23 protein-coding genes are annotated in these 23299 nt (G+C 47.8%); 13 read left to right on the top strand and 10 right to left on the bottom strand.

Annotation, left to right across the window (positions count from 1 at the left end; translation table 11 throughout):
* Positions 1-26: 26 nt before the first annotated feature.
* Positions 27-200 carry a YjfB family protein gene (locus FHS16_RS11460; RefSeq protein ID WP_183562047.1) on the bottom strand — a complete coding sequence of 58 codons (174 nt, stop codon included), beginning with the start codon at positions 198-200 and terminating at the stop codon, positions 27-29.
* Between the two features lie 156 nt (positions 201-356).
* Between FHS16_RS11460 and FHS16_RS11455 the strand changes: the two genes are divergently transcribed.
* Positions 357-524, top strand: a complete 168-nt coding sequence (locus FHS16_RS11455) for a hypothetical protein (RefSeq protein WP_183562045.1) — start codon at positions 357-359, stop codon at positions 522-524.
* Between the two features lie 131 nt (positions 525-655).
* Positions 656-907 carry a DUF3892 domain-containing protein gene (locus FHS16_RS11450; protein ID WP_183562043.1) on the top strand — a complete coding sequence of 84 codons (252 nt, stop codon included), beginning with the start codon at positions 656-658 and terminating at the stop codon, positions 905-907.
* A gap of 87 nt (positions 908-994) precedes the next feature.
* Here FHS16_RS11450 and FHS16_RS11445 read toward each other — a convergent pair whose 3' ends face one another.
* Positions 995-1723 (bottom strand): MBL fold metallo-hydrolase, encoded by a 729-nt coding sequence (locus tag FHS16_RS11445; RefSeq protein ID WP_183562041.1) that lies wholly within the window; start codon positions 1721-1723, stop codon positions 995-997.
* Positions 1724-1850: 127 nt separating this feature from the next.
* On the opposite strand from FHS16_RS11445, the gene FHS16_RS11440 reads away from it, so the two are divergent.
* The 3 genes from FHS16_RS11440 (at position 1851) to FHS16_RS11430 (ending at position 3217) form a co-directional block, all read left to right on the top strand.
* A complete protein-coding gene (locus FHS16_RS11440; RefSeq protein ID WP_312890850.1) occupies positions 1851-2057 on the top strand; it encodes a hypothetical protein in 207 nt (68 codons plus the stop codon).
* Between the two features lie 168 nt (positions 2058-2225).
* Complete coding sequence (locus FHS16_RS11435) at positions 2226-2789, top strand: stalk domain-containing protein (RefSeq protein WP_183562039.1); 564 nt, start codon at positions 2226-2228, stop codon at positions 2787-2789.
* Between the two features lie 119 nt (positions 2790-2908).
* On the top strand, positions 2909-3217 hold the full coding sequence (locus FHS16_RS11430) for a DUF1292 domain-containing protein (RefSeq protein ID WP_183562037.1): 309 nt from the start codon (positions 2909-2911) through the stop codon (positions 3215-3217).
* Between the two features lie 93 nt (positions 3218-3310).
* On the opposite strand, the gene FHS16_RS11425 is transcribed toward FHS16_RS11430, so the two are convergent.
* Together FHS16_RS11425 and FHS16_RS11420 are read right to left on the bottom strand one after the other, a co-directional pair.
* Positions 3311-3727 (bottom strand): DUF1885 family protein, encoded by a 417-nt coding sequence (locus tag FHS16_RS11425; protein ID WP_183562035.1) that lies wholly within the window; start codon positions 3725-3727, stop codon positions 3311-3313.
* A 138-nt stretch (positions 3728-3865) separates the two neighbouring features.
* Positions 3866-5335, bottom strand: a complete 1470-nt coding sequence (locus FHS16_RS11420) for an aminotransferase class I/II-fold pyridoxal phosphate-dependent enzyme (protein WP_183562033.1) — start codon at positions 5333-5335, stop codon at positions 3866-3868.
* 176 nt (positions 5336-5511) lie between these two features.
* On the opposite strand from FHS16_RS11420, the gene FHS16_RS11415 reads away from it, so the two are divergent.
* Positions 5512-6705, top strand: coding sequence for an MFS transporter (locus tag FHS16_RS11415; protein WP_183562031.1), 1194 nt, complete (start codon positions 5512-5514; stop codon positions 6703-6705).
* A gap of 51 nt (positions 6706-6756) precedes the next feature.
* On the opposite strand, the gene FHS16_RS11410 is transcribed toward FHS16_RS11415, so the two are convergent.
* Genes FHS16_RS11410 through FHS16_RS11400 form a run of 3 tightly spaced genes read right to left on the bottom strand, consistent with a single transcriptional unit; the run spans position 6757 to position 9248 of the window.
* Positions 6757-7419, bottom strand: coding sequence for a TetR/AcrR family transcriptional regulator (locus FHS16_RS11410; RefSeq protein WP_183562029.1), 663 nt, complete (start codon positions 7417-7419; stop codon positions 6757-6759).
* 57 nt (positions 7420-7476) lie between these two features.
* Positions 7477-8502 carry an ABC transporter permease gene (locus FHS16_RS11405; protein ID WP_183562027.1) on the bottom strand — a complete coding sequence of 342 codons (1026 nt, stop codon included), beginning with the start codon at positions 8500-8502 and terminating at the stop codon, positions 7477-7479.
* Positions 8499-9248: an ABC transporter ATP-binding protein gene (locus tag FHS16_RS11400; RefSeq protein WP_183562166.1), complete on the bottom strand. Its 750-nt coding sequence runs from the start codon at positions 9246-9248 to the stop codon at positions 8499-8501. Before FHS16_RS11400 ends, FHS16_RS11405 begins: the two co-directional genes overlap by 4 nt.
* 255 nt (positions 9249-9503) lie before the next feature.
* On the opposite strand from FHS16_RS11400, the gene FHS16_RS11395 reads away from it, so the two are divergent.
* Entirely contained in the window at positions 9504-12533 is a 3030-nt protein-coding gene (locus FHS16_RS11395) for an efflux RND transporter permease subunit (protein ID WP_183562025.1), read from the top strand.
* 156 nt (positions 12534-12689) lie between these two features.
* On the opposite strand, the gene FHS16_RS11390 is transcribed toward FHS16_RS11395, so the two are convergent.
* From FHS16_RS11390 to FHS16_RS11380, 3 genes are read right to left on the bottom strand one after another with little or no spacing between them, the layout of a single operon-like run.
* On the bottom strand, positions 12690-13337 hold the full coding sequence (locus FHS16_RS11390; protein ID WP_183562023.1) for a DUF1054 domain-containing protein: 648 nt from the start codon (positions 13335-13337) through the stop codon (positions 12690-12692).
* Between the two features lie 28 nt (positions 13338-13365).
* On the bottom strand, positions 13366-14007 hold the full coding sequence (locus FHS16_RS11385; protein WP_183562020.1) for a response regulator: 642 nt from the start codon (positions 14005-14007) through the stop codon (positions 13366-13368).
* Between the two features lie 35 nt (positions 14008-14042).
* On the bottom strand, positions 14043-15173 hold the full coding sequence (locus tag FHS16_RS11380) for a sensor histidine kinase (RefSeq protein WP_183562018.1): 1131 nt from the start codon (positions 15171-15173) through the stop codon (positions 14043-14045).
* Positions 15174-15394: 221 nt separating this feature from the next.
* Between FHS16_RS11380 and FHS16_RS11375 the strand changes: the two genes are divergently transcribed.
* From FHS16_RS11375 to gnd, 6 genes are all read left to right on the top strand, one after another.
* Positions 15395-16339 carry an ABC transporter ATP-binding protein gene (locus FHS16_RS11375; RefSeq protein ID WP_183562164.1) on the top strand — a complete coding sequence of 315 codons (945 nt, stop codon included), beginning with the start codon at positions 15395-15397 and terminating at the stop codon, positions 16337-16339.
* 13 nt (positions 16340-16352) lie between these two features.
* Positions 16353-17510 carry an ABC transporter permease gene (locus tag FHS16_RS11370; protein ID WP_183562016.1) on the top strand — a complete coding sequence of 386 codons (1158 nt, stop codon included), beginning with the start codon at positions 16353-16355 and terminating at the stop codon, positions 17508-17510.
* Positions 17503-18654, top strand: coding sequence for an ABC transporter permease (locus tag FHS16_RS11365; RefSeq protein ID WP_183562014.1), 1152 nt, complete (start codon positions 17503-17505; stop codon positions 18652-18654). The genes FHS16_RS11370 and FHS16_RS11365 overlap by 8 nt, the downstream gene beginning before the upstream one ends.
* Before the next feature lie 367 nt (positions 18655-19021).
* A complete protein-coding gene (locus FHS16_RS11360) occupies positions 19022-20743 on the top strand; it encodes a proline--tRNA ligase (protein WP_183562012.1) in 1722 nt (573 codons plus the stop codon).
* Positions 20744-20997: 254 nt separating this feature from the next.
* Positions 20998-21594, top strand: a complete 597-nt coding sequence (locus FHS16_RS11355) for a YkzI domain-containing protein (RefSeq protein ID WP_183562010.1) — start codon at positions 20998-21000, stop codon at positions 21592-21594.
* 285 nt (positions 21595-21879) lie between these two features.
* Entirely contained in the window at positions 21880-23292 is a 1413-nt protein-coding gene (gene gnd, locus FHS16_RS11350; protein WP_183562008.1) for an NADP-dependent phosphogluconate dehydrogenase, read from the top strand.
* Positions 23293-23299 lie beyond the last annotated feature (7 nt).

Genomic DNA, 23299 nt, shown 5'->3' with positions numbered 1-23299 from the left:
TGGGTTTTGCTTCGAGCAGATGAAATTTAGATGCGAATATCAATCGTTTGTCCTAGGTTTGGCTGAGCGCTTTTTAGCATGTTCACAATATCTTGACCTTGCTGTGTCGCTTGTTCTTTCGCTAGAGATAACACTTGGATGTTGGCTGCAAGTGCTAGGCTGTTTTGATTCATGACAATAGATGCTGCTGCGATATCCATTTCACACCTCCTATTTAAGTTATCGGCATGAAGCAGGAACTTTTTTACATGTAAGATTCAAATAAAGGCGTTTTTACGATCTCGAGCTTGTTTGCGTATACTAAAGACGAAAATGTCGGCATACCTTTAAAGAAAGCGCGCAGGAGGCGGTTTCTGTTGGCTGCAGAGTATGCCTATTTAGCCCTTTGGCTATTAGGGATGTTTGGCATTATCGGAATAGTTATCGGTGCTGTGGCGAAGTTTGCCATGGAGGATTCGTTATCGCATGACGAGCAATTCGTATGGAGAAGGCGGCTTCCGGCAGATGCAATGAAAAGGAAATAAAACAAAGGAACCGGCATACGCCTCCAAAAAAGGCTAGCCGGTTTTTTATTCGTTTCGCGCATAATAATCCGATACGAATGGGAACAATATAAATTGGCTTCAACAACTTGAATAGAAGTGAGGTATTCACGATGGACGATTTGAATGGCGGGCAAAATTCGAGAGAGTATATTGTAGCTGTGCAAAAGGATGGAGACGGAGATCTTACAGCCTTTAAAACAAACAGCGGGAGAGTTCTTGATTATGGAACAGCTCTTCAAGAAGTACAAGCCGGCAATATTGCAGGTGTGAATACGTTTAAAGGCAGGGATGGAGAGTTTTATATCCGAGGCGACGCAGATGGAGATCCAACTAATAATCTGGACCAGCTTCCTCTTTTCTAAGGGAGTAATTAATGCTGTTAAATATAGAAACGCAACTCCACAAAAAAAGGGCGCCAGCATGCATCGATGCGGCGTCTTTTTTTTCGTTTAAGTGAGTTTGTAAGTGACATGTTGTTCGACGACACGCATGGAGCCTGTACGACCTGCGTGCTGATCAATCGCGTCTCCATAATGCATCAGCCAGGTTTTCTGCTGGATTGCATCAGGAAGACTAAGTAGTTCATCCAGTGTGGCATGAACGACACCAGGGGCTTCTAGCTGACAGTCGTGGTAAATCGTTGACACGCCCTCATCAACCAATTGCTGGAGGAGTTCTGGATCAAATCGCATATCTGCCGTATAAAAGAAGCTTCCGTTAAAAATGATGGAGTAGCTCGGCTTGTTAGGTATATGCTTGGTTTGGATCAGTTTAACTTTAAGTCCAGGACTTAGCTCGGTTTCAATATCTGGTTTTATCGGACGGACCTCAAAGAAATCTTCGAGACACTCGAGAGGCCCTTGCGTTAATCCGCCGCGCAAGGTCTGCTCCCAAAGGGGTTCGACCAGCGATTCCGCAATATAGAGAACAGGTTTGCGATTATATTTGAACATCATCTGAAAGGCATATTCCTCCAACCCACCGACATGGTCTCCATGAATATGGCTGATCAACACCCCGTCAAGCTCCTGAAAAGAAATGCCTTGCTGATGCAAAGCCTTCGGCAGCGTAATGCCGCAATCTACAAGCAGCCGAAAATCGTTCACTTCAATAAGCGCATTGTTATTATCGTATTTTTTGGCAAAAGCACTGCCTGTTCCAATCATTGTTATGTTCATGCTAGTACCTCCTCATCATTCCACATGTTTAATGTACCAAATTTTTCATGCTCCTGACAATTGCTGATGCACATTCGCCCTTCATTACATACAATGCTAAAGCGATACGCATAGTGGAGGCGAATGAATGATGAGCAAAGGAAAAGGTAAAGTAGCTAAGAAAAAACAGCCTGCAAGCGATCGGAAACAATACAATTACAAGCTTGTTCTCTCGGATACGTGTGCGGTTTGCAAAACGCCCTGTGCAAGAGGCATGAATTATTTAGCCAGAATGAGAACGGCTGGCTCACTCGGGAAAGGCATCCCATGTGTACTGACGAGAACCTACGGGTAATGAAGAGAAATAATCAGATGTATTTCCCAGGCAAGCGCAGGTTTCAACAACTTTTGACAGTGTTGGTCCTCTAGTACTACGGCAAAATAGTTTGTTATCCTGCGCAACTTTGCTTGAATTTCTGAGTATAACCTTTCATCCAGGCTATCGGATGGAGGGCTTACAACTATGAAACTCAGAAAAGTTGGAATTCTGCTGCTGCTGTTGTCAGTATGGGGTGGTACAATGATGTTTGCGGATTCAGCATCTCAGAAGGTACGCGTCATTATTAACGGAACAGAGCAGGATGACGGCGGATTAATTGCAGAGAACAAAACCTACTTGCCGCTTCGTCAACTAGCTAATTCGATGCAAGCAATCGTCGAATGGGATAATCAAAGCAAAAGGGCTACGGTATATAAGCCAAATGTCCATATGTTCTTATTCCAGAATAATGCGGTATTCGGAAACGTAGCCAAAGGCTATCAAGGAAAGTTTAAAGTTTTTGCACAAATTGATAATTTAAAAACAGATGTAACAGCCGTTAAAGTATCGATATTCGATCCGAACGGGAAAGAAAAAGTGATTCAAACGGAGAGCGTGAATACTTCCAAAGACAATTTCTGGTATGCGACAGATGAGATCGAATATAAATTCGAAGCCAGCGGCAAGTACCCCATTCGGTTCTTTCTAAAGCTGAAAGGTTCGGATGAATGGACTGTCGTTTCCGAGAAATTAATTTCTTCCCTTTAATTGCAGTAGACAGACATCCGGACGCTCCGTTTCCATAAGGAGCGTTTTCGTTTGACCATTGATAGAATGTCATGTTACTATACGATAGTCTGTAAACATTATTGAAATGGGGTAATAACATGAGCGAGCATCAGCATAGCGATGATTGCGGATGTGGTGAAGATCACGAGCATGAAGAGCATGTCTTTATCGTGACTGACGACGAGGGCCAGGAACGTGAAATGGTCATGGTTTATACGTTTGAATCGGAAAACAATGTATATGCGGTCCTGTTGGATCGCAATGATCCAGAAGCAGACGGCGTGATTTTCCGTATTGAAGAAGAAAACGACGAGTCCTTCCTAGTCGGTATTGAAGACGATGCAGAGTGGGATCGTGTTACTGCGATTTATGAGGAAATTGCTCGTACGGAGAGCGAAGAGAAGTAATCCAGCTTCGAATCCAAGTAAGCAGCAAATGAAAAAACGATCGGCTAGCGAAGCTTGCCGGTCGTTTTTGTGTTCCATGCCTCAGCTATGCTATTATTTCCTCGGATTAAAATAAATCGTCCGCCCATTGAACATGGTCAGCTCCGCTTTCAGCCGGCCGGCTATATATTTGCACAGTTCATTGGCCTTCGCTTTATCACCGTGCGTGGCTTCGTCGGGTACAACGACCTGAATGCAGGGGACGACGCTGCCTGAAACACTTGCCGCCATGCTGGGACCGAATAGGATATGTTTGTATAGCGGATTGATGCCCTTTAAGTAAAACCAACGGTCATCCTGCTTCTCTTCTATCGTGTACGGAAAGGCAGCCTCAGCATAATTCCAATCTAGCTGAGAGCCCGTAAGGGCGGTTTGCTCACAGTAATGCACGAGCTGGTTCTTAATTCCCGCTACATCAAGTTTATCAACGACAGAACCTTGCACGAATTTTATGTAAGCGCTTTGACTCATCGCAACTCACCTCTCACAACATCATAGCACGCCAAATTTAGGTTGACAATAAGTGTAATGGTGGCAGAGATTATGCAGAAAGGAGCTGTCCTAAGTCATCCTCATGACTTTCGGAGCAGCTCCTTTCTGCAACCGCGATTATGAAATCGCAGTTTCTTCAACGATGACTTTAACAAATTCAATGCTGCGGTCTTCAGGACCTTTAACCGGAAGACCAACTTGCACATGATCGACGATATAATCGATATTTTTTTGCGTAATAACCTCGCCGGGCAGTAGAATCGGAATTCCTGGCGGGTATACATAAATAAATTCGGCAATGATTCTTCCGGCAGATTCTTTGAATGGAAGCACTTCTGTCTCTCCATAGAAAGCGTCGCGCGGCGTTAGCGATAGCTGAGGGATATCAGGGATTTTGACGACAAGTTCTCGTGCTTCAGCGCCTTCATGGAACCTCTCAGACAGTCCGCGAAGCGATACCAGCAATTTAGAAATGGAATCAGAGGTATCACCAGGCGTAACTAGGCAAAGAATGTTATACATATCGCTCATTTCAATCTCAACATTATAATTGTCGCGAAGCCAGTTTTCCGTTTCATATCCAGTAATGCCAAGGTGGCGAACGTGAATGGAAACCTTGGTCGGATCGTAATCATAGGTTGCTTCATCGCCAAGGATCTCCTCGCCGAAGCAGTAGAGACCAGGAATTTCATTGATTTGCTTGCGTGCGTATTGTGCATGTTCGATGGCGCGTTCTGCGATAGCATGTCCATTCAGAGCGAGATTGCGTCTTGACGTATCGAGCGAACCTAGCAAAATGTATGAAGTAGACGTAGTTGTCAGCATACTGATGACCGTTTGAATTCTGTGCGGATTAACTCTGCCTTTGCGAACGTTGAGAACAGAGCTTTGCGTCATGGAACCGCCAAGCTTGTGGACGCTTGTTGCGGCCATATCCGCGCCTGCCTGCATCGCTGACATCGGAAGCTTCTCATGGAAATGGATAAGCACGCCATGCGCCTCGTCGACGAGTACGGGAATATCGAAGCTATGTACGAGATCGACGATTTCCTTTAGGTTTGCGCAAATGCCGAAATAGGTTGGATTGATAACAAGAACAGCCTTGGCATCCGGGTGGCGCTCCAGGGCTTTGCGAACGGAACGTGTCGTTATGCCGTGATCGATTCCAAGATTGTTGTCCCGTGCTGGAGAAATGAATACAGGTCTGGCTCCCGCGAATATAATGGCAGCCATAATCGATTTATGAACATTGCGCGGAACAATAATTTTGTCTCCTGGTGCGCATACGGTTAGAATCATGGTCATGATGGCTCCGCTTGTTCCTTGCACGGAGAAATAAGTATAATCCGATCCGAAGGCATCGGCGGCTAGCTTCTGCGCTTCTTCAATAACGCCTGTTGGCTGATGCAGGTCATCGAGCGGTGCTATATTGATTAAATCGATCGACAACGCGTTATCGCCGATAAATTCACGGAATTCCGAATCGCTGCCCAATCCTTTTTTATGTCCAGGAATATGGAATTGTACGGGATCCTGCTCCGCATGACGGCGAAGCGCGGTGAATAGCGGAGTTTTATTATGATCCATCGCTCTCATCCCTGCCTTTCATTAGAGGTTACAAACAAAGTTGAGTATAGCAAATACAGGGGGGAATGCAAGCTTCAATTTTATGAAGAGCTTGATGCAAGCCGATTTGTTCTTCAATTGTTCATACATCGTTGATAAATGGATATGGTAACATAGGTTGGTGGAGGGGTTGCAGCATGAAGGATAAACGAATACTTATCGTAATGGCAATACTAATGACGACATTTATAGGATTTGGGATTATCATCCCGGTTATGCCGGAAATTATTCAAGCGGCAGATCCGAATAAAGCGGAACTGCATACTGGACGAATGCTGGCTATTTATTCAGCCGTTTCCTTTTTCTTATCCCCTTTTTGGGGCGGCTTATCCGACCGCATCGGCAGGAGACCGATTATTCTAATCGGCGTGCTGGGCTTTGCGGCAAGCTTTCTGCTGTTCGGCTTGTCATCAGGCAACTTGACGCTAATGTATCTTTCAAGAGTGCTTGGCGGGTTGTTCTCCGGGGCAGTCGCATCCGTCATTGTAGCCTATGTCGCTGACATTACGCCGCCAGAAGAGAGAACCAAGGGCATGGGGCTTGTTGGGATGTCGATTGGTCTCGGGTTTACGATTGGACCTGGCGTTGGCGGATTGCTGAGCGTAATCTCACTTGAAACTCCATTTTATACGGCGTCTGTTCTAGCTCTTATTACCTTTGTGCTTGCTGTTTGGAAGCTCAAAGAATCACTTCCGCAGGAGCAGCGGAGAATGGGCACGGAGAAAAAGGTTTCAAGATGGGCGGCATTTACCGGACCGCTTAAGTACTTGTACATCCTTGCCTTTTTCGTAACCTTCACACTAGCAGGCATGGAAGCTACGCTTCAGTTTTTCGGCATGAGGCGATTCGATGTAACACCGCTGCAGGTCGGCATATTGTTTTTTGTTTGCGGTTTTGTGGGGGCACTCGTACAGGGTGGAATTGTGCGTCGCCGTATTAAGAAAGGCGAGGAGCCGAAGTATATTGCAATTGGCTTGGTCATCTCAGCGCTCGGCTTTTTCTTGCTTCTCGGCGCGCATTCGCTCTGGTGGGCTACATTGTCCTTGGCTGTGTTCGGTATCGGCAATTCCTTGATCAGACCTTGTGTCACTTCTCTTATTACGCAAAAGACAACCGTAGGCCAAGGTGTTGCATCTGGACTCAGCTCTTCAATGGACAGCTTAGGCCGTATTGCTGGACCGCTGCTAGGTTCGTTGTTTTTTACGATTCAAATGGGTTTGCCTTATTTGCTAGGCGGGATTCTATGCCTAGCCGCATTGCTGCTGCTGCTTCGCTTCCGCCAGTTGGACAAGTCCGGCAGGATGGAACGGGAAGCACAAGCTGTGAAGTGAGAATAAGCCGATTGTCCGTATTCAGCGGATAATCGGCTTTTTTGATGCGGATTATGGAGTCAGTCCCTTCAGTATAAAAGTGATTGTCGCTTCTCTTTCCGTATCGTCTTGCCATGTCGAGTCCGAAGCATGGATAGAGAAGGAACGGCAAAGCACATAACCAATCAATGCAGATGCAGTTAATCGGATAACGGTAACGGGAGACCAGTCAATAATACTGCCCTGCTGTTGAAACTTTCGGACGCTGATACTGAGTTTATCAAGCACCTTGGAGAGGATAAGCTTCTGGAACTGCTCCTGGAGGTCCGGATGGAATGGAATCTCTTGAATGAAAATTTTGAACACCTGCATATGCTTCTCAAGGAATGCGATGCGGTTCTCGATGATTGCACGCAGCAGCGCATCGTAGCTGTCAAAGCTGCCGTCGAGCACTTTATAAAAATCTCGCAGCACAAATGGGGCAACAAGCTTGGCCATCACAGGCGCAACGATGGAAAGCAGCAGCTCTTTTTTTGTTTTGTAATGGCGAAATATCGTTCCCTCTGCAACACCTGCCCGCTGAGCGATTTCACTCGTCGACGAAGCGGCAAAACCTTTCTCCGCGAATATTTCGGAAGCCGCCTGTACGATTTTTATTTGTTTTTCAGTCATTTTGGTTTCGTCGTTGTCTAGCTTCAATAACTCTTCGAGCCATTGATCAGCGGATACCTGCATGTAAGCCACTCCTTCACACAACACCATTCTGTCCATTATAGCAAATGCTCGGTTTACCTACATACGGCGATGCTTTTTGAGCGCTACGACATTCATGAGCGCAAACAAGACGGAGAAGCCTATCAGCACATAAACATCCAGTTGCAGGTCAGACCAGCCTTCTCCACGCAGCATAATGCCCTGCATAGCATCTGCGCCGTAAGTGAGCGGCATGATCAAGCTTAGCTTTTGAAGCCAAGGATTCATCGCATCCAGATTGAATAGGCCGGAGAAAAAGGCTTGCGGCACGATGACGATAGGGATAAATTGAATGATCTGAAATTCACTGCTCGCAAAGGAAGACAGCAGCGTTCCGAGAGTTAATGCTGTTAAAGACAACAAAACATTGATGAGCAGCATAGATCCAATGCTTCCAGCCATATGCAATCCCAGTACATGAACCGAATACCAAGCGATTAATGTAGCTTGCAGCAAAGTGAATATGCCGAACCCTGCCAAATAGCCGGCCACAATCTCGCTTCTTCTAATCGGGGTAGCAAGCAAGCGCTCCAAGGTCCCGCTTGTTCGTTCTCGCAGGAAGGAAACGCCTGCGAGCAGAAAAACGAAGAAGAAAGAGAAGAAACCAATAAGGACAGGGCCAAATGCATCGAAAGGAGCCAGATCAGGCCCGCCATGCAAATAGTTGACTACTGGCGCATTATGGCCGCCTTCTATTCGTGTGGCGTTCTGTACCAGCAATAAAATCGCTCTATTAACCGAAGGGTCGCTTCCCTCAAGCATGAGCTCGGGTATTCCGCTGCCAGCTTGGAGAACGGCATCAAGCTCGCCTGCTTGCAGAGCTGCCTTCGCTATATCGTAGTTGTCATACAGAACAATTTCAGCTTCTGCATTTAATTGCTCGAATTTATCCGTAAGAGCAGCTGGGGCATCAATGATTCCGATTACTGGAGATATGGCTTGGCCGCCAAACACAAGCTTCATTAAACTAAGAATGAGCAGAGGAGCAAGAAATAGTAAAGCGAGTGTCCGTTTGTCTCTTAGAAACTGATTGACAATACGGACAGCAAGTGCGCGTACTCTCATTCCCGTTCACCTGCCCGTTCACCAAGAGCGATAAACGCATCCTCAAGCGTACTGCTTCCCGTATTCAGCTTTATGGCTTCCGGGGTATTCAGGGCAATCAGCTTTCCGTTCTGGATCAGTCCGAGCCGATCGCATTTCTCAGCCTCGTCCATGACATGCGTGGTTAGTATAATCGTGATCCCTTGCTTGGTTAAATGTACGAGTTCCCTCCAAATCGATTTTCGCAGCACAGGGTCGATACCTACCGTCGGCTCGTCTAGCACGAGCAGCTTCGGCTCATGCAGCAAAGCTATGGCTAGCGAGAGCCGACGCTTCATACCTCCGGAATAAGCGGAGGTTTGCACATTCAGGTGCTCGTTTAAAGAGACGAGCCCCGCCGCATACTGAATTCTGGATTCAAGCGCTCTGCCCTTCAGACCAAACATCGCACCAAAGAATGCTAAATTTTGTTTGCCTGTCAATTCATTGTATAGCGCGTCAGACTGTGCCATATAGCCGAATGTCTGCAGCATTTTGAGTTGAGGCATGGTTTCGCCGAGCATATGAACCGTCCCGGAATCTGCCCGATCAATTCCTGTCATTATCTTGACGAGTGTTGTTTTCCCTGAGCCTGATGGACCAAGCAAGCCGAAAAGCTCGCCTTTGGGTATGGTGAGGGTAATGCCGGAAAGCACTTTACGCTTGCCAAAGGCGCGTGAAATGTCTTGGAGCTCGATGGCAGGACAGATTTGCGATACATCGGACATAGACCTCATTTCAACATACTCCCTTTCAAAAATGAGTAAGTACTCACTCTATTATAAGTCGAAATGTATGCAAGTTAAAGGGAGGTTATACTCTTTTGCTAAAAAACAATCTCAGTCTTCAGGTGTAGACGTATTACGACCTTGGGCGAGAGTGAAAGCCATTCTCTGGACGTTTTTGCATGCCTTTTCTTCCCATTATGATTAGAAAAGACAAAACAAATAGAAAACCGTAGAGGGAAAAGGAGTCGGAATTAAATGAGTAAATTAACAGAATGGTCTTTCCGAAACAAGGCGGCCATTATCCTAATCGTCATCATGGCTTTAGTTATGGGGGTAATCAGCTACTTAAGGCTGCCAATGGAGTTCCTGCCTGCCGCTGACAATCCGCAAGTCATGATTACGGCAATCGGTCCAGGAAATGACGCAAAGTCGATGGAGCAGAAAGTGACCAATCCGTTAGAAGCGGCTGTTATGCTCGTGAAAGGAAAGACGAGCATGCTCTCGACATCGGGAGACGGATATGCGCAAATCAATCTGAACTTCGACTCCAAAACAAACATGAAAGAAACGAAGGCCGAAATTGAGCGCATAGTCGGGCAAGTTCAGCTGCCATCGAATGTAATGAAGCCGTTTGTCGTTCAATTCAACACATCGATGATTCCTATCGCTTGGGTAACGCTTACTTTTGACGAAGGAATGAGTGAGCAAGAGAAGGAAGTGAAGCTGGAGGAAGTCACGTCTGAGCTGCAGAAATCAGAAGGTGCCGGCGCGGTCAGCATAAGCGGCAAATCAACGCCAGCCGTACATGTCATTCCGGATACGGCTAAGCTAGCTGAAAAGGGTATCCCCATACAAGCTTTAATGGGTGTATTGCAGGGCAGAGGAGCTTCCGTTTCGATCGGAGAGAGAACGATCGATGGGGCTGCGGGCAATATTAATGTATTTGACCAAGTTACAGGATTGGAGACGCTTCGCAAGCTTCCAATAGGTGCGGGCGTTAGGCTAGCAGATGTCGCGGCTGTCGAGCTATCCAAAGACCAAGAGAGCATCAGCAGAATGAACGGAAAAGATGCCATTATGTACACCATTTCGAAATCGGCGGATGCGAACGCCGTCACAGTTGGCAATGGCATCGAAAAAACGGTTGAACGCTTGAATGCGGACATGAAAGGCATCGAGGCCTCTATCATTTTGAGTACTTCGGATTCAGTGGTTTCTTCAGTCAACAGCATGCTTCGTGAAGTTTTGCTGGGAGCCTTATTCGCAACTATCGTCATCTTATTGTTCATGCGTAATTTCAGAGCAACGATCGTAACGATCGTATCCATTCCATTGTCACTTGGCATTACTTTATATCTCCTGCAGCTGTCAGGCGTTTCTCTAAATATTATTACACTCGGAGGCGTTGCAGTCGCGGTAGGCCGCCTTGTCGATGACAGTATCGTCGTGATTGAAAATATCTACAGAAGGCTTCAGAAAGAGTCGTTCTCCGTTAAGTTGATTACGGATGCAACGAAAGAGGTTGCTTCTGCTATCACTTCGTCAACGCTTGTAACGGTTGCGGTATTTTTACCAATGGGTCTCCTGCGCGGCTCCTTGCAAGCATTCCTGCTGCCGTTCGCTCTTACGGTTGCATATTCGCTGCTTGCTTCCTTGTTAGTCGCATTAACTGTCGTACCGCTCCTGAGCGCCGTATTACTGAAAGGGACGAAGGAGAAGGAGCATGCGGGTTCACCCAAGTTCGCCGCGTTCATTCGCTGGAATCTCGCACATAAATGGGTGCCGCTTCTGATTGCCGTCGTTTTATTCGCAGGTTCGATCAGCGCTTACGTATTCATGCCTAAAGGAGCGCTTGATTCTTCTAGCGCGGAGAACATTAATGTAACGCTGCAATATCCGAGCGAGACACCGGCCGAGCTAGTCCAAGAGGAAGGGAAGAAGTTCGAAAGCATTCTGACTGCCGACCAAGATATTGAATGGGTCATGATGATGCTCGGCAACAGCTCCGATGCTGCCCAATATGGTTCTGTATCCTCTCCTACGCTAATCACTTATATGATCGACCTGAAGGATGGCGTAGATGCTGAAGTGTTTATGGAGAAAGTAAAATCGCATAAAGAAAGCTTTAAAGACGCCGAGCTGACTGCAGACGCTTCTGATCTCATTATGGGAGGCGGCTCCTCGCAAATTTTTATTGACGTAACAGGCGATAATGCGGAAGAACTCACGCAAACGGCAGAGAAGCTGATTGCGGCTATTCAGCCGATTGACGGTGTTCAAAAAGTGGAAAGCAATCAAGAAGAAAAGAAATCGGTTTATTCTTTCAAAATTGACCCTACTTTGGCAAAAGGCCAAGAGGTTGCCATGCAGCTGCAAAGCATGTTGAACCCGCTGCCAATCGGTTCCATCCAGATAGAATCAAGCGATACCCAGGTTTTGCTGCAGCCAGTTGTCCATGCAAATTCCAAAGCTGAGCTTGAGAAGCTCACTGTTATGACAGAAGCGGGCCCGATCTCCATCTCAGAGGTGGCAGAGCTGATTCGAACGGAGGAACCGGCGTTATTCTACCATAAAGATGGGAAAACCTATCTTCGCGTGACAGCGAGCGCTGAACCGAAAGAGCTTTCTGTCGTTGGCACAGAGATTAACAAAGCAGCTGCAGCGATTCAATTGCCGGAAGGTGTTGCAATCGCAGTCGGTGGCGCATCGGCTGAACAATCCAGTGATTTTGCAGATTTAGGATTAACGGCATTAATTTCAATCGGTCTCGTATATCTGATTATGGTGCTGACGTTCAAGACGCTCCGCGCGCCACTTGCGATCATGATCTCGTTGCCGCTAGCTGCTATCGGAGCCGTGACCGGCCTGCTCATCTCAGGAGTCACCCCTGATTTCACGGCTATGTTCGGCGCGTTGATGCTCATCGGCATTGTCGTGACCAATGCGATCGTGCTCATTGATCGCGTGAAGCAGAATGAGCAATCCATGTCGATACGCGAGTCGCTAATCGAAGCTGCCACTACGCGTATGCGCCCGATTATTATGACGGCTGTAGCTACCGTGTCGGCTATGCTGCCTTTGGTATTCGGCTCACATGAATCCGGCAGCATCGTGTCGCAAAGCTTGGCTATCGTCGTCATTGGCGGCTTGGTAGCGGCTACGCTGTTAACCCTAATTATTGTCCCGTGTGTCTATGAATTATTGTTTTTCAAAGTCTCGCGGAAACAAAGAAGGGCATATGCGGCTAATGCGCAAGCTGAAGCAGCTGCGACGAATCAGGCATAAATGATAGGAACGGAACGACTGATTGCCAAGCGATGTTCGGCATCGTAGGGCTTGAATAATAGAGAAATGGCTGAACAGGGAGCTTTGCCTGTTCAGCCATTTTTTTCGCCATACTAACCGTTGCAGAAAACGCGCTTGTTCGCGTACATTTCAATTTTAGAGGTTAGCCATGCGATAAAGCGGCATGAGCGTCTCATATGTGGAAGAAGCAAAGGCGAGCAGCGCATCGCCGTCGCGAAGGATAGGGTCTCCAGCCTTGACATGTCTTCCGATCAGCAGCTCGGCTTTCTGGACGTCACGGAAACGGATAAGCGCGTCCTTCCAGTCTTGCTTGGTCATCGCGGCGATAGGGGTCGATTCCTTTTTCATATGGTCGAGCGAGAGGACATAGTCCTGCGGCACAACAGCGATAACGTCATCGATTTGATTGAGGAAAGCGGTAGCGATATTGGATTTGTTCGGAACCTCGTAAATAAGCGCCATCCATAGGAATAAATGATCGTCAAACAAGCCGAGCTGGAAATGTGGATGTGCTTTATAGCCGCGTTTGTTGCTGCAGATCGCAAGCCAAGTATCCTTGGGCGGGTTGACCTTGCGGCGAGCATGCCGAGCAACGTGCAAATACATTTCATTGCCTGCATGCACGGCCGCATCTACTGTAAGCTGCCCGCCAATTGCGTGAAATTTCGGCTGAATTTGATTCTGGATTGCTGCCATTCGCTCTTCAAGTCCAACTAGGTTGAACACTTCGAAATCGGCTTGTGTGAACCCGTCAAACTTGGAAGTTGTAGTCTGTGATGTCATCGTCGTGGTCTCCTTCATGAATAAACCATTATTGGTGGATTAATTTCAAATAAAAAATGGCGATTTGCGTTCGATCTCGAAGCTCGAGCTTGTTTAATATTTCGGTAATATAATTTTTGACCGTGCCTTCACTCAAAAATAAGGAAGCTGCCATTTCCTTGTTTGATTGACCGTCTGCAATTAATTGAACGATCTGAACCTCGGCAGGCGTTAGACCGCTGATCGTTAATGCTTTGCCCGGCTCGGGGCGCGGCGTCTCCAGCATGCCTGCCAGCTTGCGGGCAATGTCCGGATGAATGAGGACGTTGCCCTCATACACTGTTTTAATGCCGCTGATGATGCGGCTTGGCGGCACGTTTTTGAGCAAATAGCCGTTCGCGCCATTCCGTATCGCCTGAGCGATATATTCATCGTCATCAAAGGTCGTCAGTATTAGCACGGCAGGCGGGGCTTCAAGCGCTCGCAGCAGCTTAGTTCCTTCCACGCCGTCACAGACAGGCATTCGAATATCCATCAACACGACATCAACAGCCGATTGACGGACAAACGTTACTGCATCATGGCCGTTCCCACATATCCCAGCCACATGTAAATCGTTATCGAGATCTAAGATGACCTTCATGCTCTCGCGAATAAAAGGATCATCGTCTACCACAAGCACTCTAATCATAAGGCAACTCCATTTCTGCATGCGCTTAAAATTCGCTAGCCGCCAAGAAGGGGGAGGGTAGTCGTAATGGAGAAACGAGCTCCACGCTCCCATTCGATCTGACCCCCAACCAATGCTATTCGCTCTTTCATGCCTTTCAAGCCAAGACCGGCTTCAATGGGCTCACTCGGGATGATCCCGTCATTTGCAATCGTGAGTGCGACATGCGCCGCATCAAAAGCCAGATTAACCGTAATGGACGTCGCTCTCCCATGCCGGACGGCATTCGTAATCGCCTCCTGCGCATTTTTAAAGAGTATGAGCTCCATGCTCGGATAAATCGGGCGTGCGTGGCCCGTAATTCGGAAGCTTACCGCTATCCCCATAGCGGCTGCCGACTCTTCCACCAGGCGATCCAGTGCATACCGTCTAACATCCGATTCTTGGTCAGAAGCGATCCTTCTGACGGTTCGGCGCATGAGTTCCATGCTGTCTTGCAGCTGATCGCGTATTTGCTCGACGGTCAATCTTGCTCGGTCTGCGTCGGCATCAAACAAATGCAGCGCTGCTTCCGACATCATCTTGACGCGTATAAGCCGGTGGCCCAAATCGTCGTGAATGTCTTTGGCAATGCGGTTTCGTTCCTCGATCTGAGCCTGCTGCTCGACTTGCAGCGCATAATCGTGCATGCGGCGCCTAGCGGCGTCAAGCTCGGCGTGGCTTGCAGATAACGCCTCATACAAGTCCTCAATCTGAAGCTGCTTATTCTCATATTCATTTGCGGCATAAAGAATGGCAGCCGTCGTGAGCCAAAGCAGCGAAGCAGAAAGCAACAACGCTTGTTGACTGTCCTGCATTGCAGAGAGCAAGGCAACTAATCCAGCTATCGACCAGATGATGCTGGTCGCGCGCTCTGGCCTGTTTCGGCAAGACGCGATAAGGGTTGAGAAGAGCAATAGAAACAGTACACCGCCGTACGAATGAGCTAGCCATGAAAAGCAGATGAGCTCTGCCAGCAGCGATAGATTGCGGAATTTAGGAAAAAGCGAGCCTGATCTTATGAGCAGCAGCGCAAACAGCACACAGGCTGTGTATATGGCATAGTGGCTGGGTGCAACGTTCGCGACGCTCAGGACCGATGGGACCGCAACTAGCAGTGTCCGAATTCGGTTTAGCAGTATATTCATTTGATAGAAGCTCCCGCTGCTGAATTTGCTTCATTATAGCATAATCAGATAGGCCCGAACGAGCAGGTTGGTTTATTTCATGCAACCTTCATGCCGCTCTATGACCGATGCCGAGGAGATGACTTTTGTCACCTCGAGGTTATGACTTTATAGACCTGTTTCAAGCGAGCGAAAAGCATACAATGGGATTATCAGAAACGAAGCAGGGAGTTGAAGCAGAGATGAGTCTAGTTGCATTTCGCGAGGTCGTTAAAAAATACGATACGACAATAACCGTTAATCATCTTAACTTTTCAATCGGTGAAGGAGAGATTTTCGGCTTGCTTGGACCTAACGGCGCAGGCAAGAGCACGAGTATCCATATGCTGTCCGGCTTGCTTGCGCCAAGCGGAGGAGATATTCTAGTGGACGGCTATTCCATTCGCAAGCAGCCAATCGAGGTGAAAAAGAGAATTGGGCTCGTCCCGCAGGAGCTCGCGATTTACGAAATGCTGACTGCCCGAGAGAACGTTACTTTTTTTGCGAAGCTATATGGACTTCGAGGCTCACTTCTTCGAGACCGCGTCGACGAAGCCTTGCAATTCGTTGGTTTGCTTGAAAAGGCGAAGGATAAGCCCTCTACTTTCTCGGGCGGTATGAAGCGGAGACTTAATATTGCTTGCGCAATCATGCATCGTCCAAAGCTGATCATTATGGATGAGCCGACTGTCGGCATTGATCCGCAGTCTAGGAATCACATCTTGGAATCAGTAAGGTCATTGAACAAGCTCGGATCTACAGTGATATACACGAGCCATTATATGGAGGAGGTCGAGGCGATATGTACGAGAATTGGCATCCTCGATCAAGGCAAATTGATTGCTTGCGGCACGAAGGATGAATTAAAGCGCCAAGTCGGTCAAGGCGAGAAGCTGATCTTCGAAATCGATCGCAATTCGGTTGACATGCTGAGAGAAATCTCAGAGCATCCTGGCATGCAGCAATTGGATGAAAGTGATTTGGGATTAAAGCTTACGGCTACGGTGAAAGAGTCACCGTCGATCCTTCAGGATTTATTGTTCATCATTCAGAAGCACGGCATTAATCTCCGAAAGTTGACCAGGGTCGAGCCGAATCTGGAGTCGCTTTTTCTGCAAATGACCGGACGCACTTTGCGAGACGAATAGGAGGAATTAAGCGATGAGAGCTTGGTGGACGACCGTTTATTATGAATGCGTGAAATACAGCCGGATGCGTTCGTTGCTTGTTATCCTTATTGGGCTGCCGCTGTTATTGATCTTGCTGTTAGGCAGTGCGTTCAATACGGATATCAAGCCCGCAAAGGTTGCAGTCTTCAATGCTGACCACGGGAATATGAGAGATGGCATAACATTATTCTGGGAAGAGGCAGCCGCAGGTCCATATATTAAGGTATTGCAAGCGAAATCCGCGAGCGAGGTGCAAGATTGGGTGCGCGAGGGAACAGTAGATTATGGAGTGAGTATTCCCAGCGATTTCTCATTGCAGGTAGAGACAGGAAAAGCTGCAGAATGGCTGACCTATGCCGGTCGATACGAAGAGAAAAATATAGCAGCGGATGCTGTGGTCAATCGCTATCTTTCCACTGTTAACTTGCAGATTGCAGCTGTCCAGATTCTAGGTGTGATGAATGCGGGTGACATTCTAAAGGAGCCTTCAGCTGAAGATTCCATCGTTGTCCATAATTTAGGCATGGGAGATAGCGAGATTTTCGGAGAGACGTCCGCAATCCAGTACTATTCGGCAGCGTACTTGATCATGTTTCTACTGTACGGCGGAATGGCGGCAGCTATTGCGTTGATCAATCAACGCGAGAGCGGCACGCTGCAGCGCATGTATACGAATCCTTCTTCCTTTCGCATGACGACGCTAGGCGTTATCTGCGGATCGGGCATGCTTGCTGCTTTGCAAGCGATAGTCATCGTAGTATTTACGAGTTTTGTGTACGACGTGAATTGGGGCGGTCAATACGAAATCATTGCGTTAATTTGCTTTTTAACAGCCGCAGCGGGAATCGGGTTGGGGATTACGATCGCCTCATTTGCCCAGAATAAAAAGACGACGCAAACGTTTTTTTCAATCATCGTGTTCAGTATGACTTTTTTGAGCGGCGGCATGATGACTGGAATTGAGAAAATGGTAGGCGGAGCGAATAAGTTAACCATCAACCATTGGGCAAGCACGAGTCTTAGAGCTGTCATGACGGGGACTGGGCAAACGGAAGCCTGGCAGGAGATCGGCGTTCTGGCATTGTTTGCGCTCTGTCTTCTTATTATCGCAATCATTAGATTGCCAAAGGTGGTGAAACCGCATGCCTAGCTTGCACATAGCCGCCCATCTCATTCGTCGGACGATGGGTTCGCGGCGCGGATTGATTATGAATGTCCTGCTTCCAGCTATTATTTTATCCATGATGGGAGGCTTGCTTTCCGGTTTGTTGGACAGTAAGCCGGTTATCGTCGTAAATATTGCGGATAGAGGCAGCCTGGGAGCTTACCTCGCTTCTACACTAGAGAAGGAACCGCTTTACGCGATACAAAAACATTCAAATCTGACAGAGGAAGAGCTAAAGGCGCTTGTAAGCGACGGTGAAGCGGATGCTGCTGTGTATGTACCGGCTGATTTCACTTCACAGATGCTGAGCGGGACGCACTCCAAGGCTATCGTATACCAGATGAACGAACAATTATGGAATGCCTCGCTCTCGGCTATGCTAGCTGTTGAGTCAGATAGGCTCTACGCGACTGTAGAACTTATGAGGGGAAATGAGGCATATGCAGCCGAACCATCACGGCTTGCAGCGCTGCTTGAAGCGCAAGCAGCACCAACAATTACTGCCATCCAATCAGAAATGAAGCTAGGGCAAGTTGTATCTAATCCGATGATGATTGGACTTATCCTCATGTTTCTGTTGCTTCTTGTCAGCCAATCGATCGGATTTGTTATGGAAGATCGAGATACGCGAACGATGGCTAGAATGTACACAGCGCCATTGAGAGCTTTTGATATTGCCTTCGGCAATTTTATGGGAAGCATGCTGGTAGGCACGATTCAACTCCTAATTGTGCTGAGCTTGCTTTACTACGCATTTGGTTATTCTCTGGGCATTCCGTTTGGCTCGCTGCTTCTTGTTCTGGAATGCTATCTGCTTGCAGCAGTGGGACTCACCTCTGCCATAGCAGGTCTAGTTCGCAGCAGCACGCAGCTGTCGCAAATCAACAATCTTCTTATCATTCCGTCCTGCCTCATCAGCGGCTGTTTTTTTCCACTTTCGATCATGCCCGATTTCATGCAGAAGCTGGCTAATTTCACTCCCCAAAAGTGGGCGATTCAAGCGATTGACCGGTTAGGCGGAGGTTACAGCTTTTCTGATATAGGCATGCAGCTGTTGATTCTGCTTCTATTCGCGGCAGTACTGATCACCTTCGGATCCGTTGTGCTGCGGCCTAACCGTACCAGCTAACATGAACTAGCGGACGATTGGAATATGCTCTTGACTTCATCACATTTGTATTGTAAATTTGTCAAAAGTTAATGACAGAACAACAGCTTTGACCAAGACTATGTTGATCAGCCCACGTTTATGACAGAGAGGAAGCCCGCGGCTGCAAGGCTTCCATAAACGTTGATCAAATCCTATCTTGCGAGCTGCGGAAGCAAGCCGAGAAGCCTGCTGCTGCCGGAACTTTCATTCCGTTATCGAATAAGAGCCGCACTTGCTTGACCGCAGCTATATTTAGGGTGGTACCACGAACGCATTCGTCCCTTTCGAATGCGTTCTTTTTGCATCTGGAAAAGGGAAACTCGAATGAATGGGAGTGTTGATTACGATGAGACAAAGCCAGCTATTAATGCCAACCCTGCGTGAGTCGCCTTCTGAAGCAGAAGCAGCAAGCCATCAATGGATGCTGCGAGCCGGGTTAATCAGACAGCTCGCGGCAGGCATATATACGTATTTGCCGTTAGGCAGGCGGGTACTAAGAAAATTGGAGCAAATTGTACGCGAGGAGATGGATCTGGCAGGAGCTCAGGAAGTATTGATGCCGGCCATGCAGCCTGCAGAGCTATGGAAGGAATCAGGGCGTTACGAGGTATACGGCCCGGAGCTCATGCGCCTGCGCGACCGCCATGATCGGGAATTCACCCTTGGTCCGACACATGAGGAAGTCATTACGAGTCTCGTACGCGGCGAGGTGAGCTCTTACAGGCAGCTTCCTCTTACGTTGTATCAAATCCAGACGAAGTTTCGCGATGAGAAGCGGCCCCGCTACGGCTTGCTGCGCGGCAGAGAGTTCCTGATGAAGGATGCCTACTCCTTCGATGCCGATTGGGAAGGGCTTCATCGCAGCTATACCAGCATGTATGAGGCTTATCACCGGATATTTACGCGCTGCGGGCTTTATTTCCGCTCAGTTGAGGCGGATGCAGGTTCGATTGGCGGAGAAGGAGGAACGCATGAGTTCATGGCTCTTGCCGATATTGGCGAGGATACGATAGCGGTATGCGATTCCTGCAGCTATGCGGCGAATTTGGAAAAAGCGGAATACGGAGGCAAGGAGCAGGCTGCGAGCGAAGAATCGTCTGTAAGGGATGAGCATGAGGCGGAGCTTGTCCGGCATCATACGCCGAATATTAAAACGATCGAGCAGCTTTCACAGGCGTTCGAGCTCGAAGCAGCGGCTTTTATCAAAACATTAATTTACGCGGTAGATGGCAAGCCTGTGGCCGTTGTCGTACGGGGAGATCATGAGGTCAACGAAATAAAAGTGAAAAACAAGCTGTCTGCAGCGCATGTTGAGCTTGCGGATCAAACCACTGCAGAACGCGTCACGGGAGCACCGACGGGCTTCGCCGGCCCAATAGGACTTCAGATTCCGATTCTCGTAGATGACGCGGTACTTGCCATGGAAAGCGGAATTGCGGGAGCGAATGAGGCTGACTATCATCTGGGCAACGTCAAGCCGCTCATTCATCTCTCGCAGGCGGCAGCGGGTGATTTCCGCAACGCAGAAGCGGGAGATCATTGCCCTCGCTGCGAGGAAGGCCGATTAGCCTTTCACCGTGGCATTGAGGTCGGTCACGTTTTCAAGCTGGGCACGAAGTACAGCGAGGCTTTGCATGCGACCTATTTGAATGCATCAGGCAGGGAACAGCCTTTTATCATGGGATGTTATGGAATCGGCGTATCCAGGCTTTTGTCTGCTGTACTTGAACAGCATTCTGATAATAATGGCATTATATGGCCGCGTGCGATTGCTCCGTATCAGGTTCATGTCGTTCCTGTATCCGTTAAGGATACGGTGCAGATGGACTTGGCTGCACATATTACGTCTAGGCTTAGTGAGGCTGGAGTAGAGGTGCTCATGGATGATCGAGATGAGCGGCCAGGCGTTAAATTCAAGGATTCAGACCTCATTGGCATTCCGCTGAGAATCGTGATTGGCAAGCAGGCTGCAGAAGGAATCGTGGAACTGAAAACAAGAAAAACCGGCGAGGTGCAGCAATTGGGCCTTGAGGAAGCATTGGTTTTTGCGACCGGAGCAGAATATTAATGCAAGGCGGGCCTCTGCACAAAAGCAATTCTGAATTAAAAATATCCGCGAGCGCCTATAAAATATAAGCACATAAAGGGTACGAGCTGTCTTCATTTGGAGGCAGCCGCGCCCTTTTTTAAGTAAAGTAGCCTTTCAGCGTAAATTTAGTCAATAATCCAAGTTGCCAGAACATAAGATGGAGTATAAGATAAAAGTAAGAATAAATTATCAGAACATTTCGTCAACTATACTGAGGTAAGGGAGGGATTGCCGTGAACAAAAGCCATGAAGTCGAATATTGCAATTTGGAACTGCGATTTGACCGCCGGCAAATCCAAAATCTCATCCGCGATCTTATTCAGGAGGGTTATTCCTTGTATTGGAGTGAGACGGAGGGACAATTTCTAGTTTCGATCCGGACCGGCCGCAAGCTGGTGAAGCTCCAATTCCAACGAATGAAGAACCGATACAAAATCGTCGGAGACTACATTATTAAAGACGAGAAGCTGTCAGAGTTGATTGAAAAGCTGATTAATGACACACGTGGACATGCGGTTGTGAAGCGTATCAAAGATCGTCAAATCGTCATTGAGAGTATCATGTTCGGTGAGATTATACGACTTGTGGAGGTGTCCGGTATGGAACATCGGATTATTTATCAGAAGAAGCCTTTCGTTACAATAGAAGAAATGATTAGAGCCTTCCAATCGAAGCGGGCAGAAGAGAGAGCCATCGTGCTCCGCTATGAGCTTGACTACGAGTTGTCGATGCTGTTTGACGCGCTGCAGGGCACGGATGAGGATGCGGTTTCGGAGTCAAAAGAGCGATTGATGGCACTTCGCTCGGAAATGCTGCAACTGGAACTCTGATGATAGATGCTGATTCCCCCATGAAAACCTAAAAACGATCAATCGCTGTGAATCCCTTCAGCAATTGGTCGTTTTTAGGTTGTGCGAAAGTTGGAATTTACGGTTGTTCCATCGAGCAAAAAGGAGCAATTAAGACAAATATAAGATAAACTTTTTGAATCGGTCAATAATTCTAATGCCGCTTATTCGACATTTTTCCGCTTAGACAGTTTTCTTCTTGGGATAAAAAGAGTAAAATAAAACTATTGTGACCCAAAATAGATGATGAAGGATGGAAGAAACCAGATGTCAAAACAGCAAATTGGCGTAATCGGATTGGCCGTAATGGGCAAAAACCTTGCTCTTAACATTGAAAGCAGAGGCTTCACGGTATCGGTGTTCAACCGTTCCCGCGAAAAGACAGACGACCTCGTACAAGAAGCAGCAGGCAAAAACCTTGTTCCAACATACAGCATCGAAGAATTCGTACAATCTCTTGAAGTTCCGCGCAAAATTCTAATCATGGTACAAGCAGGCGCTGGCACAGATGCAACAATCGATTCACTTGTTCCTCATTTGGCTGAAGGCGATATCATCATTGATGGCGGCAACGCTTATTTCCCTGATACGGTTCGTCGCAGCAAAGATTTGGAAGCGAAAGGCTTCCGTTTCATCGGTACCGGCGTTTCCGGCGGCGAAGAAGGCGCATTGAAAGGCCCTTCGATTATGCCAGGCGGCCAGAAATCCGCTTATGAGCTTGTTGAACCTATCCTTAAAGCGATATCCGCTAAAGTTGGCGATGATGCTTGCTGTACATATATCGGACCAGACGGTGCTGGCCACTACGTGAAAATGGTGCATAACGGCATTGAGTACGGTGACATGCAGCTTATTTGCGAAGCATATGATCTTCTCAAAAACGTGCTGGACGTTAGCGCGGAAGAGCTTCACGAAATTTTCTCAGAGTGGAACAAAGGCGAGCTGGACAGCTACCTTATTGAGATCACAAGAGATATTTTCTCCAAATACGATCCTGAGACAGGCAAGCCAATGGTCGATGTGATCTTGGATTCCGCTGGCCAAAAAGGAACTGGCAAATGGACAAGCCAAAGCTCGCTTGATCTAGGCGTACCGCTTTCTATTATTACGGAATCGGTATTCACTCGCTTCTTGTCCGCTATGAAGGAAGAACGCGTTGCAGCAAGCAAAGTGCTTAACGGTCCCGCAAAAGTGCCTTTCACAGGCGACAGAGCAGCATTCATCGAGTCCGTCCGCAAAGCGCTGTTCGCAAGCAAAATTTGTTCGTACGCACAAGGCTTTGCCCAAATGCGTGCTGCTTCCGAAGAATTCAACTGGGATCTGAGCTACGGCGAGATCGCTATGATTTTCCGCGGCGGCTGCATTATCCGTGCACGCTTCCTGCAGAACATCAAAGACGCTTACGACCGTGATCCTAACCTGCGCAACCTGTTGCTCGATTCCTACTTCCAAAACATCGTTGAGTCTTATCAAGGCGCATGGCGTGAAGTGATTGCAGCAGCTGTTACTAACGGTGTACCGGTTCCGGCTTTCTCAAGCGCGATTGCTTATTATGACAGCTACCGTACAGAGCGTTTGCCTGCTAACCTTCTACAAGCGCAACGCGACTATTTCGGTGCGCATACGTTCAAACGCTTGGACAAAGAAGGAAGCTTCCACTTCAACTGGATGCAGTCATAATACCAAT

Origin of the sequence: Paenibacillus endophyticus (genome assembly GCF_014192395.1) — a bacterium.
GTDB lineage: Bacteria > Bacillota > Bacilli > Paenibacillales > Paenibacillaceae > Pristimantibacillus > Pristimantibacillus endophyticus.
This window is presented reverse-complemented; position numbering and strand designations above follow the sequence as displayed.

Bases quoted from the DNA above. Each gene is read 5' to 3' on its own strand.
- FHS16_RS11375 (WP_183562164.1), top strand. From the start codon at position 15,395: ATGAGTCTAGTTGCATTTCGCGAGGTCGTTAAAAAATACGATACGACA.
- FHS16_RS11410 (WP_183562029.1), bottom strand. From the start codon at position 7,419: ATGCAGGTATCCGCTGATCAATGGCTCGAAGAGTTATTGAAGCTAGAC.
- FHS16_RS11450 (WP_183562043.1), top strand. From the start codon at position 656: ATGGACGATTTGAATGGCGGGCAAAATTCGAGAGAGTATATTGTAGCT.
- FHS16_RS11385 (WP_183562020.1), bottom strand. From the start codon at position 14,007: ATGATTAGAGTGCTTGTGGTAGACGATGATCCTTTTATTCGCGAGAGC.
- FHS16_RS11460 (WP_183562047.1), bottom strand. From the start codon at position 200: ATGGATATCGCAGCAGCATCTATTGTCATGAATCAAAACAGCCTAGCA.
- gnd (WP_183562008.1), top strand. From the start codon at position 21,880: ATGTCAAAACAGCAAATTGGCGTAATCGGATTGGCCGTAATGGGCAAA.
- FHS16_RS11415 (WP_183562031.1), top strand. From the start codon at position 5,512: ATGAAGGATAAACGAATACTTATCGTAATGGCAATACTAATGACGACA.
- FHS16_RS11360 (WP_183562012.1), top strand. From the start codon at position 19,022: ATGAGACAAAGCCAGCTATTAATGCCAACCCTGCGTGAGTCGCCTTCT.
- FHS16_RS11380 (WP_183562018.1), bottom strand. From the start codon at position 15,173: ATGAATATACTGCTAAACCGAATTCGGACACTGCTAGTTGCGGTCCCA.
- FHS16_RS11365 (WP_183562014.1), top strand. From the start codon at position 17,503: ATGCCTAGCTTGCACATAGCCGCCCATCTCATTCGTCGGACGATGGGT.
- FHS16_RS11405 (WP_183562027.1), bottom strand. From the start codon at position 8,502: ATGAGAGTACGCGCACTTGCTGTCCGTATTGTCAATCAGTTTCTAAGA.
- FHS16_RS11420 (WP_183562033.1), bottom strand. From the start codon at position 5,335: ATGGATCATAATAAAACTCCGCTATTCACCGCGCTTCGCCGTCATGCG.
- FHS16_RS11445 (WP_183562041.1), bottom strand. From the start codon at position 1,723: ATGAACATAACAATGATTGGAACAGGCAGTGCTTTTGCCAAAAAATAC.
- FHS16_RS11435 (WP_183562039.1), top strand. From the start codon at position 2,226: ATGAAACTCAGAAAAGTTGGAATTCTGCTGCTGCTGTTGTCAGTATGG.
- FHS16_RS11370 (WP_183562016.1), top strand. From the start codon at position 16,353: ATGAGAGCTTGGTGGACGACCGTTTATTATGAATGCGTGAAATACAGC.
- FHS16_RS11400 (WP_183562166.1), bottom strand. From the start codon at position 9,248: ATGTCCGATGTATCGCAAATCTGTCCTGCCATCGAGCTCCAAGACATT.
- FHS16_RS11430 (WP_183562037.1), top strand. From the start codon at position 2,909: ATGAGCGAGCATCAGCATAGCGATGATTGCGGATGTGGTGAAGATCAC.
- FHS16_RS11425 (WP_183562035.1), bottom strand. From the start codon at position 3,727: ATGAGTCAAAGCGCTTACATAAAATTCGTGCAAGGTTCTGTCGTTGAT.
- FHS16_RS11395 (WP_183562025.1), top strand. From the start codon at position 9,504: ATGAGTAAATTAACAGAATGGTCTTTCCGAAACAAGGCGGCCATTATC.
- FHS16_RS11440 (WP_312890850.1), top strand. From the start codon at position 1,851: ATGATGAGCAAAGGAAAAGGTAAAGTAGCTAAGAAAAAACAGCCTGCA.
- FHS16_RS11390 (WP_183562023.1), bottom strand. From the start codon at position 13,337: ATGACATCACAGACTACAACTTCCAAGTTTGACGGGTTCACACAAGCC.